Below are 18,254 nucleotides of genomic sequence, written 5' to 3'. Positions count from 1 at the left end.
AGGAGGAGTAAAGTGGGACACGAACATGGACATGACCATACACATGGTACAAATAAAAAAACATTATTATTAAGTTTTATTATCATAACAGGATATATGCTTGTTGAAGCAATTGGTGGTTTCCTTACTAATAGCCTTGCATTACTATCTGATGCAGGACATATGCTAAGTGACTCCATATCACTAGGTATTGCTATATTAGCTTTTAAATTTGGAGAAAAAGCAGCTAATTACAGTAAAACATACGGTTATAAAAGATTTGAAATATTAGCAGCTGTCCTTAACGGCTCGACACTCATTTTAATCGCTATTTATATATTTTATGAAGCTTTTCATCGTTTTCAAAATCCACCTGAAATTGCTTCGACTGGAATGTTAATAATTGCAACAATTGGACTACTCATCAACATATTAGTTGCTTGGATTATGCTGCGTGGTGGTGATATAGAAGAAAACTTGAATATGCGTGGAGCCTATTTGCATGTAATAAGCGACATGCTTGGTTCTATTGGTGCTATTGTTGCAGCACTATTGATTATGTTCTTTGGATGGGGATGGGCAGATTCTCTTGCAAGTGTAATAGTTGCATCTCTTGTATTAAGAAGTGGTTATTATGTTATGAAGTCAGGGATACACGTACTTATGGAAGGAGCTCCACAAAATGTGGATGTGGATGATGTGATTAAAACAATACAAGATACAAATGAAATACAAAGCGTTCACGATTTGCATGTTTGGACAATTACAAGTGGATTAAATGCACTTTCTTGCCACGCAGTTGTAGAAGGTAAAATGACAATTGCTGAAAGTGAAAAATTGCTCCATAAAATTGAACATAATCTTGAACACAAGAATATTCACCACATGACAATACAACTAGAAACATCTTCTAATAATCATAAAGATACGATTTTATGTAAAATGGAAGGTAAACCTTCTGCACATAGTCATCATCATTAAGAAGAACTCATATAGAAATATTTCATCTTCAGCGCATTCTAAATGAGAAGGCGCTCAGGCTGTCGAGAAAGTTCTCGACAGCCTGAGAACAACAAAAGATGTTTTAACTTGAGATAACTATTTAAACATTAACCATCATCGGTGAAAACGAGCGTAGTTTTGAGGTGGTAGTAACCAAAATATTAATTGCCTTTTCAATCTCCTGTATCGTATTTTGTCTACCAAAGCTAACTCGAATTGTACTCCTTATTTCTTCCTGACTTTTACCCAAGGCTTTTAAAACATGAGATAATTTAGATGAAGATGAGCTACATGCTGATGCAATTGATACGAAAACCCCCATTTGACTAAGTGCATATGCCAAAGCTTCACCTCTAATTCCGTGAATGCATAAACTTAAAGTCGAGGGGACCGTATTACCTCCATTAATCGACCAGTCAGTTAAATGCTGATTTAATTGGCCAATAAATTTGTTTCTTAGAAAGGTTATATGTTGTATATCATTAATCCAATGATCCATCAGACATTCGACAGCTTGTCCGAAACCAATTATACCTGTAACATTTTCCGTTCCAGAGCGAAACCCCATTTCTTGGGCACCTCCATGGAGAAGAGGGTATAACTGATTTTTATCTTCTATATATAAGCACCCTACACCTTTAGGCCCATAAATTTTGTGTGCTGAAAGAGAAAGGCTATTTACGTTTAGTTCTTTAACATCGATAGGGAGTTTTCCAGCACCTTGGACTGCATCACAATGAAAGTAGATGTCTAATGCCTTGCATAAGGCTCCAATTTTTTTTATTGGTTGAATAGAACCTATTTCATTATTAACCATCATTACTGTTACCAAAGAAGTTTTTGGAGTAATTAAGCTCGCAAGATGATTGATTTGAACAATACCATCTTTATTAACCGGTAAATATGAAACATCAAAACCATGACTAACTTGAAGATATTTACATGCTTCCATTATAGCAGGATGCTCAATTGATGATGTAATTATATGGTTTTTTGATTTGTTTTTGAGGCAATAACCAATAATAGCTGTTGAGTTAGACTCTGTAGCACCACTAGTAAAGGTAATCTGTTCTGGCTCTGCATTTAAAAATTCAGCAAGATTGTTGCGTGCGTACTGAATCGACTTTTTAGCATTTATTCCAATTTCGTAATTACTAGAAGGATTACCGTATTGATATTTCAAAGAATATCTCATCTTCCTATAAACATCTTCATGTAATGGAGTAGTGGCATTGTTATCGAGATAGATATCAGGGCTCACGTGAGAGCCCCTCCATCTTCTACCAAGAAATTGTTTTCAGTTAATTTTCTCTGTTTAGGTTTAGCACACTCACTTAGAATATTATAACCAATATCCACGCAATGATTTTGTGCAGGTTCTAGTTCACCTAACCATTTTATAACATCACTTTTCTGATAACTAGCAATCTCATTGAATGTCTTACCTTTTACTACTTCTGAAAGTATACTAGCAGTAGCAATAGAAGTAGAACAACCATAAGATAAATATGATACATCTTTAATACTGTTACTATCAACTTGTAAAAACATATGAACAGTGTCACCACAAATGGGATTACCAATTTCAATAACAAAGTCAGGATTAGACATTTTCCCAACATTTCTTGGGTTCATAAAATGTTCACTGATAATTTCGTTAAACATTTGTACCTCCCTGTGAAACTACTTCTTTCTCTTTTTCTTCGATGAATTTTTCTAAATTAATTGCACAACATCCTACCTCAACACCTGGCATCCTGGAAATGTACACTAGCTTTTGTCCATTTCTCCCACACTCACAAGTTGTATCCTCTTTTAAATACCCAACGTCTTCAGTTAATACAAAGCCAGGGTAAGAAGTACATGTAGGGTCATAAATAGCAATAACTCCTCGTTGCCCATATTCTACTTCCTCTAGTACATTTCGTGGATTTCGTAAGGAAAGGTGGACCCAAGGTGGAACATGCTTTTCTTGTTCCCTGCACTCGACGGCTAACATATTAGCTTCTACCAACCCATACATATCACGTACATTTTGAATTTGTACCCCAAGGTATTTTGAACAAAGTTCATTAAAGTCTTTACGTGGAATTTCTTTCCCTGTAAACTGTTTCCATCCACCAAGAGTAATAATTAAACTGTTTTTCTCCAGATTGAGCTTTATTTCGTTATCTATACAATGTTTTACCAGCCTATGAATGAGGAAAGGTGGACCAATGATATGACGAGTATGTTTGCCTTCCCATGAAAGAAGTTTTTCTACTGCGTGTGCAGGATTGAATGTTATTTTTTTCACAAGGTTTGCACTTCCATCTAACATACCTGCAAAGATATTTAATGCTTTTACCATTCCCATTTCAGGCATCTCCTCTGTCGGAGGGAATAAGAAAAGACCCATTCCCCTTGAAATCCTGAAAAACTCACGGTATGTCATTAAAACACTTTCAAAAGCATTGTCTACGGAAACTCTATCACGGCGTGATACACTTGGTATTCCACTCGTGCCAGTACTGCGCATTTCATATTCAATATCCTTTAAATGAGATGTCATTAATAGATGTGAATCACATTGTTTAAAAGTTTGTACAGGAATCATGGGTATTTTGTGTAAATCGGTAAAACCTTGTATATCATTAGGGGATATCTCTTTTCTCAAACATAAATCACGATAAAATTCGTTATTATCATAGTGATACTTAAATGATTCTGCAATTACACTTCCTTTATATTTGTTTACAGTATCAAAAGGCATCCTAAACAATGGATTGATTGACCCTATCATTGCATTTAGTGGCGTAATGCCTAGTTGACGTTGTGTTTCGACAAAATTCATCAATATACCCCCATAATTTTTTTGCTTTGTTGTAATTCAATTAGTTTTATAAGATCTTCAATAGTATCGCAGTCCCCATGCTCTTCAGGTGGAACTGTTATTTCATATTTTTCTTCTATACATAGTGCAAGCTCAACTCGATCTGCAGAATCAAGAGCTAGATCACCAGACATATCACTATCTAACTTAATTTCTTCTACTTTAAGATCCTTAAATCCAAGAATAATTTCTTGAATCACAGTTAGTTTTTCATTCATGTTAGATTTCCTCCGGTTACTTGATTAGCAATAAACTCAGCATCCTCCCCTACTCCTAGAAGTAATGCGGAACCTCTTCTATACTGCCAAGATAAGCCAATAAAATATAATCCTTTTTCTTTGGTTACTCCTCGTTCATGATTTGGTAAACCTTTAGAGTTGAATACATTTTCTGAAGAAGTTTTTATCCAACTGTAGTCGTTTTTATATCCAGTTGCCCAAATGATATTTGAAGGCTTCAGTGATGTTTTATTAGCAAAATAGACTATTTCACCACTACTATCAGTGGCTCTGTTCAATGTTTTAATATGTCCATTTCGGATAAGTGGTAAAATTTCTTTACCAATAATAGGATCATTTTGTTTAATTTTTTGGCCTATTTTTGAGTTAATGGTAAAACGCATAACTCCTAATACACTTAACCACCAAAAGATGCTTTTTCCTAATATCTGATAAGGGAAAAACTTAGGTTTTTTACCCAAAGATAAATATACTTTTTTGTTGTCATTAGCAAGTTCTACAGCAATTTGCATTCCAGAATTTCCTCCACCTACAATCAGCACATCCCCATTTTTTAATGATGATGGGTTTTTGTAGTCCTCCGTATGTAATTGATTGATTGAAGGGGAGAGCTCTTCATGAAATTTAGGAATGTATGGTACTTGAAAAGGCCCTGTTGCTACTATGACATTTGAACAGTTGAATTCTTTTTCATCAGTAGTTTTAATTATGAACTCATCGTTTACCTTGACTACTGATTTAACCTTTTTATTTAACTTAACATTAAGTTTAAATTTCTGTTGATATTTTTGTAAGTATTCGGCAAGTTCATCTTTATTAGGGTAACCAGATGGGTTGCCACTCATTTTTAAGCCTGGTAATGAGCTGTGAGAACGTGGCGTAAACAACTGTAATGAATCGTATCTCAATCTCCAAGAATCACCTATATTTTGGTGAGCATCAATAATTAAAAATGGTTCCTTTTTCAGCTGAAGTTGATAACCCATTGCTAAACCTGCCTGACCTGCGCCTATAATAATTGTCTTATATTTATTCAAAATTTAGAAAATTTCCTTTCTTAAATAAATGTTAAGATCGTATATTTGAAAACCATATCTGAAGTTCCTCTTTTTCGTAAGCTTCCTTACATGCAGACCTTCGAACTTTACCACTAGAGGTTTTCAATATAGTTCCTGTCTTGATTAAATGAATAGCGTATGGTTGTATACCATATTCTTGCATTATATTTTTACGAATGTCTTTAAGTATTTGTTCTGGATTAAACCCTTTTTTAATAAACCCATTCCTAGGGCGGTAAGAACGTTCTAGCTCAGCTATGACAACAAGTTTTTCCTCATTTTTCTCTAGAATAGTAAAAGCTGCACATGCTGCTGAAGACAAACAATTAGAAGATACCTCTACAGTTTTTTCAATATCTTGAGGAAAAAAATTTTTTCCTCTTAGAATAATGACATCTTTACTACGACCAGTTACATATAATTGACCTTGATAAAGGAACCCAAGGTCTCCAGTTTTTAAATAGTTGGTTGTTTCTTTAGGAACTCTTCCTAAGAAAGTATCTTGTTGCTCATTATTTAAATAACCTTTAGCTACGTTTTGTCCTGAAACCCATATTTCACCTATAGCTCCCTCTACACATATGTTTTTTGTGATTGGGTCAACTATTTTAATTGTCTGATCTAATTGAGTAATTCCACAACTTACAAGAGTACTAGCATTAGTGGTAGTAGATAAAAGTTCTACTGCTTTATTTTCCTTAAGTTTTTCTAAATCAAATCTCTTAATAATAGGTTCCTTTTTTCTATCTCCTCCAGTGATGAGGAGTGTTGCTTCTGCCATTCCGTAACATGGATAAAAACTTTTCATGTTAAATCCAGCTGGTTTAAATTTTTTTGCAAAATCTATCAATGTGTCACTTCTTATTGGCTCTGCACCATTGAAAGCCACTTCCCAAGAAGAAAGATCCAATGACTCAATTTCTTGTTCTTTAATTTTTTTAATACATAATTCATATGCAAAGTTTGGACCACCACTAACTTCAGCTTTATGCTCTGATATAGCTTGTAGCCATCGAATCGGCTTCTGCAAGAAATCAAGAGGGTCCATTAATACACAGGATGTGCCTAAATATAAAGGTTGCAGCACGTTCCCAATCAACCCCATGTCGTGATATAAAGGTAACCAACCTAAAATTTTTGTATCTTGATTATTTCCAAAAGCATGCCTTATCATTTCTTCGTTAGTGATTATATTATTATGTGTAACCATAACTCCTTTTGGAGAGGACGTTGACCCAGATGTATATTGAAGAAAAGCTATCTCGTCTCCATTAATATCTAGTTGAATGTAAGAGTCAATTGGTGGCAAATCAATCTTGTCTAAAGATATACATTTAGCATCAGTCATTTCCAAATTTATTTTAGAAACATAACTTTGTAGTTTACTAGTTGTGAAGATTACATCTGCGGAAGAATGATTCATAATACTTGTAATACGGTTTAAATTTTTGCTTAAAGTTGGTGGGTAGACTGGAATGGCAATTACTTTAGCATATAAGCAAGCAAGAAATGTTTTAATATAAGAAATGCTAGAGGGAAACATAATTAAAGCTCGTTTCCCCATTAATTTTTGCTGCTGCATGTAACTAGCGATTTGTTTAGCTTCCGATACCAACTGTATATACGTAGTTGATTCGTGAAAAACGCCATTGCTTAAGTATGTAAATGCTTTTTTCTGGGGAGTATGTTGAACGACATTTTCAAGAACCTCTAACAATGAATGATTGGAAGTTGATTTATTAAAGAGTATTTGCGTCATTTTTACCTCTCAAATGCATTTAGTGCATTAACACTATGACTTATCGCCGCACCAGCTTTTAGTGCAGCAGCCACTGCAATAGCTTCTAAAGCCTCTTCAGGAGTCCCCCCTAGTTTTTTATATTTCGCAACATGGGCTTCAATGCAGTATGGACATCCTGTAGTATGAGCTACTGCAATTGCAATAAGTTCTTTAGTTTTAGTATCAACTTTATTTTCTTTAAAAACTTCATCTTCAAACATCATAAACTTACCTGCAATTGATGGTGCTTTCTCCTTAAGTTCCCCTAATTTGTTTAAGTGGGATAATTTGTACAAGTGATCATCTGCCATATTTATAAAACCTCTTTTCTAAATTTTTGGTGTAATCACCAATTAAAGGAAACTATATTATGTCTTCAAAAATCTGTCAATATATGAAAAAATACATTTTACAAACAGTTTTATATCTAAATAATTTAATAGTTAATCGTTGTTAATACCATAGTTTTCCAATGGGGAATAAAAAAATACTTGAAAAACAACCTTAAATCAACATTAATTAGAAAAGTGATGCTTAACAAGCAAATAGGGAAGTAATGTATAATAATATAAAACTTAATTTTCCATAATTTTCAACTATATATTGGAATAACATATATTTAAAAAAACTTTACAAAAGGAATAGATAATTTTAATGTCTTTTTGTTGGTGAGAAAAAAAGTTTATTAATTAATTATTGTAAATCCAGCTGTCCTTAAAGGACCTAATGAATACAATTTCACTGTGTCTTTGGTAATAGACTCAAGTGGTATATGATTTCCATCTTCCAACCACCATTTAATTATTCCGACAAGAGCTGAAGAAATGAAAGTTGTTAGAAAGTTAGGGGGAATGGCTAATTTTACTTCTTGAATACCATAGTTCATAAACTCTAAATCGAACTTCTCCTTAATAACCTTTTGCAAATCAAATCGAAATGCATTACCTCTTTCTACTGAGAGCATTACCTTAAAGAACTTTCTGTTGTTATCAATCTCCCTAAAGATTGTTTCTATGGTTTTTTCAAAAGTATCCAATTTCACTGTTTTCTGTTGAACATACTTACAGGGTTTAATTGAATTTCTTAGTTTGTCAAAAGTTTCAGCACAAACAGTATCTAACAAATCATGTTTATCTTTGTAGTGTAAATAGAATGTTGCTCTATTAATTAATGCGCGATCTGCAATTTTTTGAATTGTAATAGCTTCATATCCAATCTCACTAATTAAATCCAATAATGCTTCTTTCAAATAAATTCGTGTGCGGGTGATGCGTAAATCCTGTTTTTCGGACATGTCTTCCTCTCCTTGAAAAGTATTTTTATCAATAATCAACAGTTTAGATAAATCTGTTGGATATGTAATAAAAACAATAAAATTGATTATTGAGAATAAATAAAATCAATGATTATAATGAAAATTATAAATAACATAATATCAAATATACAACATGTTGTTTTATAAAATATGGGAGTTGATATAGTGAGAAACTTTTTCTTTAACAAATTTTTCTGGCTTGGACTTATCATGTTAATGGTTGTAGTAGGGATATTCATGGTGGGTTTTTTAGCTTCAGTGGTGAACCCAATACCTAAGGATTTACCAGTTGCATTAGTTGTAGAAGATGAAGGAGTAGTAATTGAAGAAACTACTTTTAACTTGGGTGAATCTATCCAAGAAAGCTTAAGGGAACAAGAAGATCTCCCTATTAGGTGGATAGAAATAGAAGACCGATCAGTGGCCATGAATCGCTTGGCTGAAGGAGATTATTACGGTATATTATATATTCCAAAAGAAACTAGTCAGAACGTTTTGTCACTTTTGCAACCAAACTCAAAAAAACCAGTTATAGAAGTGGTATTAAATGAGGGTAGCCAATATATCGCGGCAAACACTACAAATCAAATCATCAATAACAAAGTTATTACTGAAATAGTTAAAGACATACAATTAAAGTTCGTAAAAGAGCTAGACGGAAAAGAAATAGTTTTGAATACAGAACAATTATCAGCCTTGTTAAATCCATTAAATGTAGATCAAGAAGTTATCAACGAAGTAGGGACTAACACTGCAAATGGCAATTTACCAGTATTGCTAACTCAAATCTTATGGTTATCTATTTTTATTGGTTCTGTCATTTTATTTATGGTATTGAAGAAAACATATAATGGTCAAAAAAATGTTAAATCTTTGATATCTCAAATTTTCGGTGGGCTTATATTCGTTGTTACTATTGTGACGACAATGCTTTTAATTGCTAAAGGGATTTTTGATGTTGATATAACAGAGATTAAGACGTCGTTTCTATTTTTAATTTTTGCTGGTTTAGTTTTTTTCTTTTTACAAAATGCCCTATTTAATTGGATCGGTTTAATTGCATCGCCCATAATATTGTTAGTATTTCTGTTTTCTATACCTATTTTAAATTTTCCGACTGAATATTTACCTTCGTTAACAAATACTCTATTATATTCTTGGATTCCCTTACGATTTAGTGTTGAAGGTTTAAGAGAGGTTTTCTTTTTTGATGAGGTATCATTAACTTCCACGATATTAACCTTAACATGGATTGGCATTAGCGGTCTTATTATAATGAGTTTATCCTTATTAAGAAAAAAGGTTAAAAATAAGCAGACTAAGGAAACTCAAGTAAGGGTAAATAATTTTGAATAAATTAAACAAGCAACCTCAGTGGTTGCTTGTTTAATTTCAGTTTAAATTTGTTAGTCTTATAAAACACTTAACATCAATGAAAGATAAGCTGAGAAAACAAAAAGTATGCCCATTATAAAAGATATAGCTGCAGGAGCTTTTTTTACGAACGAATAAACTAATAAAACTAAAAACAATAAGGCAAAAAGTAATAGTGAAATACTTGTTAAGTTTATCCCGAATTGAATAGCCATTTCAGGATAATAATGCCCTTGATATAAAGTAGTAAATAGTTTCGATGCACCAACACTTTTCAAAGTAGTCACAATATCGTGTGGTGGAGCTTGTTGTCCAAGGGCAGCTGTTGCAGAAAAAATTAAGAGAATCAAGATACTTTCAACTCTGGTCCAAGGTTTGGGGTTGAATTTGTCATTAGCTCTTAACTTCTTTCTAATAAACCAGCTGTTAATTGCAGCAATTAATAATAAAGGGATAATCAGCAAATGTTTAAGTAATAAAGACTGTCCATACGAGAGCATCCAAGAACTTGGATATTCTTTAATATCAACTACAAACATCATGAGAAATAGACCAGTAAAAATAGTTACTATAAAACAAAGAACTGCAACTGGTGTATACCACCTTAAAAAGGCTAACCAATTTGAATAGTCTCTTGAGAACCAACTCACCACAAATAGTATTCCTACCCAAACACTAACAGCTGTAAAGTGTGTTGTATGAGTTATAAAACCCTTTAATGGTTCTAATGAACTAGCATGACTAGACCACCCAATAGCAAGGATTAAGATAAAACTACTTAATGCTCCAATAAGGGCATATAATCGGTTATTTTTATAATCAAACCAAACTATAAAAATAAATAATAAAGTTGAAAAAAGGTAGATAAATATCCAGGCTTGGCCAACCTCAAAGGTAAATAATACAGATTGGACGGTTCGAGTGAAACCAATGTCTTCATACAAGTGTAAAATTAGAGTAAGAACAGGAACAAATGATAAAAATGCTACCCCTGTAGTAACTCCCATTAAAATACCTTTTGATACGTTAATTTTTGGACGGAGACTCGTAGGGATTAAATATAAAAGAAAGCTTCCAAGAAGAATTGAGAAGCACAAATACAATGTTGCCTCACTAAAGATCCCTGCAATTAACATTAGTTATTTTTTCCTCCTCAAAAGCCAAACAAACATTCCAATTACAATTAAAAACAAAAATCCAATAATGATGGGTATTATAAAATTAATACTCATATTTGGTTCAGATTCTTTATCTAGTTCATCAACATTCAATGAATTTGAATCTACTTCCTTATTTGCACTTTGTTCTTCGGCAGATCCATTAGAGTTTGGCACTTTGACTGAAAAAGAAAGGGTGCCTTCTATAGGGTGGCCGTCCACACCGATTATACTCCAATCCAATTCATAATCCCCATTATTAAGAGGTTCATCTAAGGTCCCTTCCATAATCTCTTCATCTAAATTAATATTCCTAATTGATACAGGATCTCCACCTTTAGTTTTTAGAGTGAAGGTACTGTTTTGTTCAACTTTTGTATCAAAACTCAGCTTAATTTCTTGTATTTCATTAACAATAGTTTCTCCATTTTCTGGAGAGGAGCTTTTTATTCCAGTATGAGCAAAAATGTTATTAGTAAAAAAAATGAAAAAAATAATAATAAAAACAAGTGATTTTTTTATCATGACAAACCTCCAATGAATTTTCAATTTAATTTTAACAAAAGAAAATAAATATTCAAATGAATATTTGAATATATTCTTTGACATTTTATTAGTGGTAACATAAACTAATAACAAAACAATCAAATGAACATTTGAATGAGGTGAGGAAATGAGTCAAAAAATTAAAAAGGTTTTAAGCCATGACACATGTGAAACTTTTTGTTTTGACGAAGAAAAAGTCAATAGAGTGCAAAATGTGATAGAGGATGTCAAGGGGTTGGAATTGTTATTTAAAGCATTATCTGATTCTACTCGAATAAAAATCGCCTATGCTTTAACGGTTGAGGAGGAGCTATGTGTTTGTGATGTTGCAAATATTATTGGTTCTTCTACTGCTACGGCATCGCATCATTTAAGATTGCTTAAAAATATTGGTTTAGCAAAACATCAAAAGAAAGGGAAATTAGTCTTTTATTCCCTAGATGATGAACATGTAAAGCAACTTATACAGGTAGCTTATCTTCATCATAAGGAGGTATCGGGAAAATGAGTGAAGAAGCAAAAATATTAGACCAAAAAAATGTTTATCGTGTTGAAGGGTTTACATGTGCAAACTGTGCGGGGAAGTTTGAAAAAAATGTTAAAAAAATAGCTGGGGTGCATGATGCAAAAGTAAATTTTGGGGCATCTAAGATTTCTGTTTATGGAGAAGCTTCAATTGAAGAATTAGAAAAAGCTGGGGCTTTTGAAAATCTTAAAGTTGAGCCAGAAAAATCCACTCGTCATACTTCACAAGAAGCTAATGGAGAAGGGGGAAAAGAGGAAAAAGTGCCATTCTATAAAAAGCACAGTACCCTACTTACATCTGTATTATTCCTTTCCTTTGGATACCTTTCTTATTTTGTTAACGGGGAAGAAAATATTGTTACTACTTTGTTATTTTTAGCATCAATGTTAATTGGTGGCTTATCACTCTTTAAAGTCGGTTTTCAAAACCTACTCCATTTTGAATTTGACATGAAAACACTTATGACAGTGGCTGTTATTGGTGGTGCAATTATTGGTGAGTGGGGTGAAGTTGCTGTTGTAGTAATTCTCTTTGCAATCAGTGAAGCGCTTGAAAGATTTTCGATGGATAGAGCAAGGCAATCAATTCGCTCATTAATGGATATCGCTCCTAAAGAAGCACTTGTTAGAAGAAATGGACAAGAAATAATGATTCACGTTGATGATATTGCTGTTGGTGATATTATGATTGTTAAACCTGGTCAAAAGATCGCCATGGATGGTGTCGTGGTAAGTGGTTATTCTGCGGTCAACCAAGCAGCGATCACAGGGGAATCAGTTCCTGTTGAGAAAACCATTGATGATGAGGTATTTGCAGGGACTTTAAATGAAGAAGGGTTACTTGAGATAAAAATAACAAAGCTTGTCGAAGATACAACTATTTCTAAAATTATTCATCTTGTAGAGGAAGCACAAGGGGAACGTGCACCATCACAAGCATTTGTCGATAAATTCGCCAAGTACTACACACCGATTATTATGGTAATTGCAGGTCTAGTTGCAATTATTCCACCGTTATTCTTTGATGGTAGTTGGGAGACTTGGGTTTATCAAGGTTTAGCTGTTCTTGTTGTTGGTTGTCCTTGTGCATTGGTCATTTCTACTCCAATTTCAATAGTTTCGGCAATTGGAAATGCTGCGAAAAAAGGAGTACTTATAAAAGGTGGAATCTATTTAGAAGAAATAGGTGCCTTGAAGGCAATAGCCTTCGATAAAACAGGTACTTTAACAAAGGGTGTACCAGCTGTTACTGATTATAATGTATTCAGTAAGCAAACAAATGAAAAGGAACTTTTATCTATCATTACAGCATTGGAATATCGTTCTCAACATCCTCTTGCATCTGCAATTATGAAAAAGGCAGAAGTTGAAAATGTTAATTATTCTGAAATTGTAGTAGAGGACTTTTCTTCTATAACAGGTAAAGGAATTAAGGGTATTATCAAAGGGATTACTTATTATATTGGTAGTCCAAGGTTGTTTAAAGAATTATCAAACTCTATATTCGATAAACAAATAGAAGCAAGTGTAGAAGCATTACAAATTCAAGGTAAAACTGCTATGGTAGTTGGAACTGAAAGTGAAATACTCGCTATTATTGCAGTGGCTGATGAAGTCCGTGAATCAAGTAAGACTGTTATTCAAAAATTACACCAACTAGGCATCAAAAAAACGATTATGCTAACCGGTGATAACAAAGGAACTGCGAATGCAATAGGAGAACAAGTTGGCGTTTCAGATATTCAAGCAGAATTAATGCCACAGGAGAAATTAGACTATATTAAACGATTAAGATCAGATTACGGTAATGTCGCCATGATTGGTGATGGTGTCAATGATGCCCCAGCCCTCGCTGCCTCTACTGTAGGAATTGCAATGGGAGGAGCTGGTACAGATACAGCGTTAGAGACCGCCGATGTCGCACTAATGGGAGACGATTTAAGAAAACTTCCATTCACGGTGAAACTAAGTAGAAGAGCTCTTAATATTATAAAAGCTAATATTACTTTTGCAATCGCAATTAAATTTATTGCTTTGTTATTGGTCATTCCTGGTTGGTTGACACTATGGATTGCTATTCTTTCTGATATGGGTGCAACCTTGTTAGTAGCTTTAAATAGCTTACGATTAATGAGAGTAAAAGAATAAAGAAGATAGGGCTTCCTTTTCTGTGGGAAGTCCTATTTTATAAATAAAAAAGGGGATGAGAATTGGATAATTTATATGATGTATTAAGAGCCTCAGCTCTGCTATTCGGTGTAGATAAAGATGCAGAATACCTATCCAAAATGATAATGAGCTTTAGAAGGATATGTGAAAATTTAAGTATGAATGTACCTAAACACTCTGGGGGTTTAGCTCAATAAAAATTTAACAATCAAGACCGAAAATGCTTGGAAAAATACCAAGCATTTTATTGATGGGAATTTTGGAACTGTCCACTTTATTTGAAAATGGCAAAAAACTATCACTGTTATACATCATCTGACGTAGTTTGTTAATTCTGTCTTCCTTATTCTAGTTAAAGAATCAGTTTTATATATTAATCTCTCAAATATTTTTATAAAAATTCGCTAAATTATGTTTTAATTGTTCCTTTAGTTGATCGCGTTCTTTTTCCAATTCCTTTACTTTTCTATGCAAACTTTCTATTAAAATATCCTTGGAATTACCGGACATATTTCTTTTTATATGCTTTGGATTGGATAAACCTTCCTGCTGATTCCGAAGGTTTATTATCCGGCTTTTGATGGCTTTGTTTTTATAAAGGTAGGTCTTGGAAACGCCGGAGCGTTCAGCGACAGATTGGAAATTGATTCGAGACTGGTTTTTAATCATCGCTTTAATGGCCACATCAACTTTTTTTAGAGTTTTCTCTTTTTTTTCAGCTGCGGTTTTTAAAAGACCAGTTGTATTAGGTTTCTTATTGGTCATTAGGTAGAGACCTCGTTTCTTTCATTTGTGGTATACTCCCGTCGTTCCTTGGTTAAACCTTGTATACCTTTACCTACTTCAAGGGAGTTAGCGATTTCTTTGTAACGCTGTAATTTTGGCTGAATTAGCTCAATGGATCTTGTTCGATTGACACTTTGGAAAATTTCAATATCCGATTCAATTTTAGCAATCTGGTCTTTATAATAATCCAGGAACGTTTTGTCAACGTGGAAGCTTCTGCAGTTATTTCTAATACACGGCGGTTCCAACATTTGGTTTAAGAAGTCACAAGGCAATTTCGGACTTTTAATACAAAAACCGTGATCCAGCCGGATAGAATCCATATTATGGCGAATCCATTCCAATTCTAAACCATTTTCTTTTGCTTGGTCTTCCAGATATGCATCAATGACGGAGCCATTTGGAGCAAGTCTAACGGCGCCATTGTTAACAGCTTTTTCCCACTCGCTTCTCATTGTATTGTCTTTTATTTGGGCGTACACAAGTGTCATTTCAGGACTTGCATGCGCCATCAGTTTTTGTAGATGAAGAATATTCATGCCGTTGTTAATCATAGTAACACCATATCGATGCCGAAAGGCATGGTTTTTTATACGATAGGTTTCTCCTGATGCATCTGTAATATTGCACTTATAGGCAAGCATATTAATGTTTTCATTAAAACTCCCCTGTGTTATAGGCAATCCCTTTCTTTTCCCTACTGGATTAGGGAAAAGATAGCAGTCAGGATTTGAATCATGTGAATATTTTTCTACGAAGGCAATTTGTGCTTTGATAATTGCAGCTATGTCCTCCGTGATAGGAACTTTATGGTTCTTATATTGAACCTTTCGAATATCACCAACAAGCCACCAACCATCTTTACTCCGTTCAAGGCAGTTTTTTTTCAATAAAAGAGTGTCGGAAATACGAAATCCCGATGCTTCTAATACCAGAAGAATTGGAACGTATATTGGGTTTAGTTTAGGAAGGTTATCGAGAATTTGTTCCCAAACCTCATCCGGTATGTATTTAATGGTGTTCGTGGTAATTTTATAACTATTTTTAGGAAAATCCTCTGGGAAGATTAAGTGATGAATTGGTTTTAAAGGAGCGAAATCCCATTCGAGCAATTGAATATAGGATAAAAAAGCCTGGACCTCATAAGTGTAAACCCTTATCCTGTTTTTCTTTTGTTCTTCGATTGGATTTTTACTCGTTTTCTTGCTTGGTAATTGGCTTACATACTTCTGGAAAGCCAAAATGTCTTTTCGATTTAGATTTCGTAAATCAGACCATTCAGGGTGCGTATCATTAATAAATTGAAAGAATGCAGACATTGGACTCATGATACTTTTTACGCGTGCAAAGCTATAATTTCTCTGCACCACCAATCTGATTTCACAATACTTTTTGAACCAGATTCTAAATTTTGGAACGATGTTGGTAAATGAAACTCGATTTTCAGATCTTGACCTATTATAATCAATACCTAGCTTTCTGACGTCCCATTTATCCTTTTCCAATTCTTCTCTATCGTCATAATAATCATTGAAAAAGTCGAAAAATTGGTTATAAAAGTTAAAATCGCGAGTCTGTTTTACATACCGAGGTTGCCAAGGTAAAGCGCTGCCTAGGTGTTCAGTTTTTATATTCCTCTCATTCAAAAAAGTGCGATACTCTATTAAAAATCTTTCCTTTGGAACACCAGTAATTGAAAGTAAATGAGGGTACTTAAGCGATATGAACTCACATAAATGTTTTAAAGCTTTAAGGTAACCATCAAACACTGAACCAAGTGAATAGGTTTTATGTTTCAACCTTTCAGAAAGGAAGAATTTTAATTCAACACGAATAGAAGCGTTATTAATGGAACAAAAATCCAGGCACTTCGTATATTTGGCTTTGATTGGTTTATCTAAAGGCAATGGATAGTCACTAGGGTCCCAAACATCGGCTGCCCAGTATCCGGTTAATTTTTTTTCAATGTTTTCGACGTTGGCATTCAATTGTTGTCTATTGTTTTTCATGGCACTCTTCTTTCTGTGTTGCATTTTTGTGGTTGACCATGGCATCCGTATAGCTCTTTCGAATGTGATCATCGCTAATATGAATATATGTATTTATGGTTGTTTGTATTTGGGCATGTCCTAGGAGCTTTTGGATTATCGAAATATCCACTCCTTTTTCATGGAGTTCACTCGCAAAAGAATGTCTAAGCATGTGTGGTGTAAAATTGATACCCGTTTTTTTTCGGACTCTTTTTATCATGGATTCAACACTGCTTCTGTCTAATTGATTACCTTTGTTTTTACCTGTTAATTTTATGAAAACATAATTGGAATCCACCTCATACCCATGAAAATCAATAAGAAAATCCTGAAATATATTCATGGTATCTTGACTCAAATAGACTGTTCTGTTTCCACCAGCAGGGGTCTTTGATTTTTTGACAGTAATACTGTTTTTATTGATATTAAAATCATCAATCTCTAAGGACAGTGCTTCACCTATGCGCAGCCCTCCTTCGTAAAGGACACGGACCAATAAATCATCCCTAATATTAGTACAGCTGTTATGTAATAACTGAATCTCTTCTTGTGGTAAAGTTTTGATTTTCCTCTTTGGTGTCTTAAGCTTAAGGATATTTTTATCAATCTTTTTGAATTTTGTTACATGATGAAGGAATGGTTTAAACGATTGATGTCTGGATGAAATCTTTTTCGTGATAGATTTCACAAGCTCGTTTTCATAGTGTTTTTGCCTGTTCAAGTAATCATAGAAAGAAATGACACATGTCAATATTGTGTTAATCGTCCTTTCTGAACGCGCTGATTCAGTCAGCTTTATGGGGGTTACTTTTTTAGACTTATGTGTACTCCTTAACCAGCCGATAAATCTAGCTAAATCATCCATAGTAATGGAATCGTATGAAAGTCCATTACTATCCAAATACTCAAAATATAGTTTCAGGTGATAACAATAGGAACGTAAGGTATTAGGTGCTTTAGCAAGATTGTCTAAATACTTTAGAAATCTAGCTACAGGAATGACCGGTTGTCCACTTTCATCGACTAATATGTATCTTCGCTGTCTTCCATTAGAATCAATCATTATTTTGTGAACTTTCAGAACAATCACCTCAATTTGATTGTATCTCATTGTTTACTATAATTACTATATTAATTGAGTAAAAATATTAGATAAATTTAGAAAGGAATGTAAGTTAATATTTTTGATGTTTACGTTGTTAACTATAAATATATAAGGTATAAATAAAGTTGATGATGGAGCGCTATATGTCGACCAAATCTCAGCATCAAATTCAGTATTGTGTCTTTGATATAATGTTTTTAGGATATGAGAATGTTATGACTAAACCTTTATATGAGAGAAAAAGGTTGTTGGAAGGTTGTCTTATACAAAACGAAAATATTGTATTAGTTCAACATGGGGTAGCGTCAGGAAAATGC

The 18,254-nt window shown here is 33.6% G+C and carries 19 protein-coding genes; 6 read left to right on the top strand and 13 right to left on the bottom strand.

Annotation, left to right across the window (positions count from 1 at the left end; genetic code table 11):
- Positions 1-12 precede the first annotated feature (12 nt).
- Positions 13-960, top strand: coding sequence for a cation diffusion facilitator family transporter (locus CWS20_RS23560; protein ID WP_066194425.1), 948 nt, complete (start codon positions 13-15; stop codon positions 958-960).
- 121 nt (positions 961-1,081) lie between these two features.
- Here CWS20_RS23560 and CWS20_RS23555 read toward each other — a convergent pair whose 3' ends face one another.
- From CWS20_RS23555 to CWS20_RS23520, 8 genes are all read right to left on the bottom strand, one after another.
- Entirely contained in the window at positions 1,082-2,242 is a 1,161-nt protein-coding gene (locus CWS20_RS23555) for a cysteine desulfurase family protein (RefSeq protein ID WP_083957289.1), read from the bottom strand.
- On the bottom strand, positions 2,239-2,646 hold the full coding sequence (locus CWS20_RS23550) for an iron-sulfur cluster assembly scaffold protein (RefSeq protein ID WP_066194422.1): 408 nt from the start codon (positions 2,644-2,646) through the stop codon (positions 2,239-2,241). Before CWS20_RS23550 ends, CWS20_RS23555 begins: the two co-directional genes overlap by 4 nt.
- Entirely contained in the window at positions 2,639-3,814 is a 1,176-nt protein-coding gene (locus CWS20_RS23545; protein WP_066194419.1) for a LuxE/PaaK family acyltransferase, read from the bottom strand. Before CWS20_RS23545 ends, CWS20_RS23550 begins: the two co-directional genes overlap by 8 nt.
- Entirely contained in the window at positions 3,814-4,071 is a 258-nt protein-coding gene (locus CWS20_RS23540; RefSeq protein ID WP_066194416.1) for an acyl carrier protein, read from the bottom strand. The genes CWS20_RS23545 and CWS20_RS23540 overlap by 1 nt, the downstream gene beginning before the upstream one ends.
- Positions 4,068-5,132, bottom strand: a complete 1,065-nt coding sequence (locus tag CWS20_RS23535; protein ID WP_083957288.1) for a flavin-containing monooxygenase — start codon at positions 5,130-5,132, stop codon at positions 4,068-4,070. Before CWS20_RS23535 ends, CWS20_RS23540 begins: the two co-directional genes overlap by 4 nt.
- A gap of 28 nt (positions 5,133-5,160) precedes the next feature.
- Positions 5,161-6,909, bottom strand: a complete 1,749-nt coding sequence (locus CWS20_RS23530) for a fatty acyl-AMP ligase (RefSeq protein WP_066194413.1) — start codon at positions 6,907-6,909, stop codon at positions 5,161-5,163.
- Between the two features lie 2 nt (positions 6,910-6,911).
- The gene (locus CWS20_RS23525; RefSeq protein ID WP_066194411.1) at positions 6,912-7,241 is read right to left on the bottom strand and encodes a carboxymuconolactone decarboxylase family protein; all 330 of its coding nucleotides are present in this window, start codon (positions 7,239-7,241) and stop codon (positions 6,912-6,914) included.
- 374 nt (positions 7,242-7,615) lie between these two features.
- A complete protein-coding gene (locus CWS20_RS23520; RefSeq protein WP_066194409.1) occupies positions 7,616-8,224 on the bottom strand; it encodes a TetR/AcrR family transcriptional regulator in 609 nt (202 codons plus the stop codon).
- A 186-nt stretch (positions 8,225-8,410) separates the two neighbouring features.
- Between CWS20_RS23520 and CWS20_RS23515 the strand changes: the two genes are divergently transcribed.
- On the top strand, positions 8,411-9,601 hold the full coding sequence (locus CWS20_RS23515; protein ID WP_083957287.1) for a YhgE/Pip domain-containing protein: 1,191 nt from the start codon (positions 8,411-8,413) through the stop codon (positions 9,599-9,601).
- A 56-nt stretch (positions 9,602-9,657) separates the two neighbouring features.
- On the opposite strand, the gene CWS20_RS23510 is transcribed toward CWS20_RS23515, so the two are convergent.
- Both CWS20_RS23510 and CWS20_RS23505 read right to left on the bottom strand, forming a co-directional pair.
- Complete coding sequence (locus CWS20_RS23510) at positions 9,658-10,755, bottom strand: copper resistance D family protein (protein WP_066194402.1); 1,098 nt, start codon at positions 10,753-10,755, stop codon at positions 9,658-9,660.
- Positions 10,756-10,758: 3 nt separating this feature from the next.
- Positions 10,759-11,301, bottom strand: a complete 543-nt coding sequence (locus CWS20_RS23505) for a copper resistance CopC family protein (protein WP_066194399.1) — start codon at positions 11,299-11,301, stop codon at positions 10,759-10,761.
- A gap of 148 nt (positions 11,302-11,449) precedes the next feature.
- On the opposite strand from CWS20_RS23505, the gene CWS20_RS23500 reads away from it, so the two are divergent.
- The 3 genes from CWS20_RS23500 (at position 11,450) to CWS20_RS28220 (ending at position 14,213) form a co-directional block, all read left to right on the top strand.
- Positions 11,450-11,830, top strand: a complete 381-nt coding sequence (locus CWS20_RS23500; protein ID WP_066194397.1) for an ArsR/SmtB family transcription factor — start codon at positions 11,450-11,452, stop codon at positions 11,828-11,830.
- A complete protein-coding gene (locus tag CWS20_RS23495; protein WP_066194395.1) occupies positions 11,827-13,995 on the top strand; it encodes a heavy metal translocating P-type ATPase in 2,169 nt (722 codons plus the stop codon). Before CWS20_RS23500 ends, CWS20_RS23495 begins: the two co-directional genes overlap by 4 nt.
- Before the next feature lie 62 nt (positions 13,996-14,057).
- Positions 14,058-14,213, top strand: a complete 156-nt coding sequence (locus CWS20_RS28220; protein ID WP_157090509.1) for a hypothetical protein — start codon at positions 14,058-14,060, stop codon at positions 14,211-14,213.
- Between the two features lie 184 nt (positions 14,214-14,397).
- Here the strand turns inward: CWS20_RS28220 and CWS20_RS23490 are convergent, their stop codons facing one another.
- The 3 genes from CWS20_RS23490 to CWS20_RS23480 are packed head-to-tail and all read right to left on the bottom strand — an operon-like array spanning position 14,398 to position 17,895.
- Positions 14,398-14,781, bottom strand: a complete 384-nt coding sequence (locus CWS20_RS23490; RefSeq protein ID WP_066194392.1) for a DUF6262 family protein — start codon at positions 14,779-14,781, stop codon at positions 14,398-14,400.
- Positions 14,781-16,856 (bottom strand): tyrosine-type recombinase/integrase, encoded by a 2,076-nt coding sequence (locus CWS20_RS23485; protein WP_241504254.1) that lies wholly within the window; start codon positions 16,854-16,856, stop codon positions 14,781-14,783. The genes CWS20_RS23490 and CWS20_RS23485 overlap by 1 nt, the downstream gene beginning before the upstream one ends.
- Entirely contained in the window at positions 16,798-17,895 is a 1,098-nt protein-coding gene (locus CWS20_RS23480) for a tyrosine-type recombinase/integrase (protein WP_241504253.1), read from the bottom strand. The genes CWS20_RS23485 and CWS20_RS23480 overlap by 59 nt, the downstream gene beginning before the upstream one ends.
- Positions 17,896-18,065: 170 nt before the next feature.
- Between CWS20_RS23480 and CWS20_RS29385 the strand changes: the two genes are divergently transcribed.
- Positions 18,066-18,254, top strand: a 189-nt coding sequence (locus CWS20_RS29385; protein WP_491523033.1) for an ATP-dependent DNA ligase, incomplete at its 3' end; no start/stop codon positions are given.

It is taken from the genome of Cytobacillus horneckiae, from assembly GCF_002835735.1.
Taxonomy (GTDB): Bacteria; Bacillota; Bacilli; order Bacillales; family Cytobacillaceae; genus Cytobacillus; species Cytobacillus horneckiae.
Note: the sequence above shows the minus strand (reverse complement) of the source record. Positions and strands in the feature narration are given on the sequence as shown.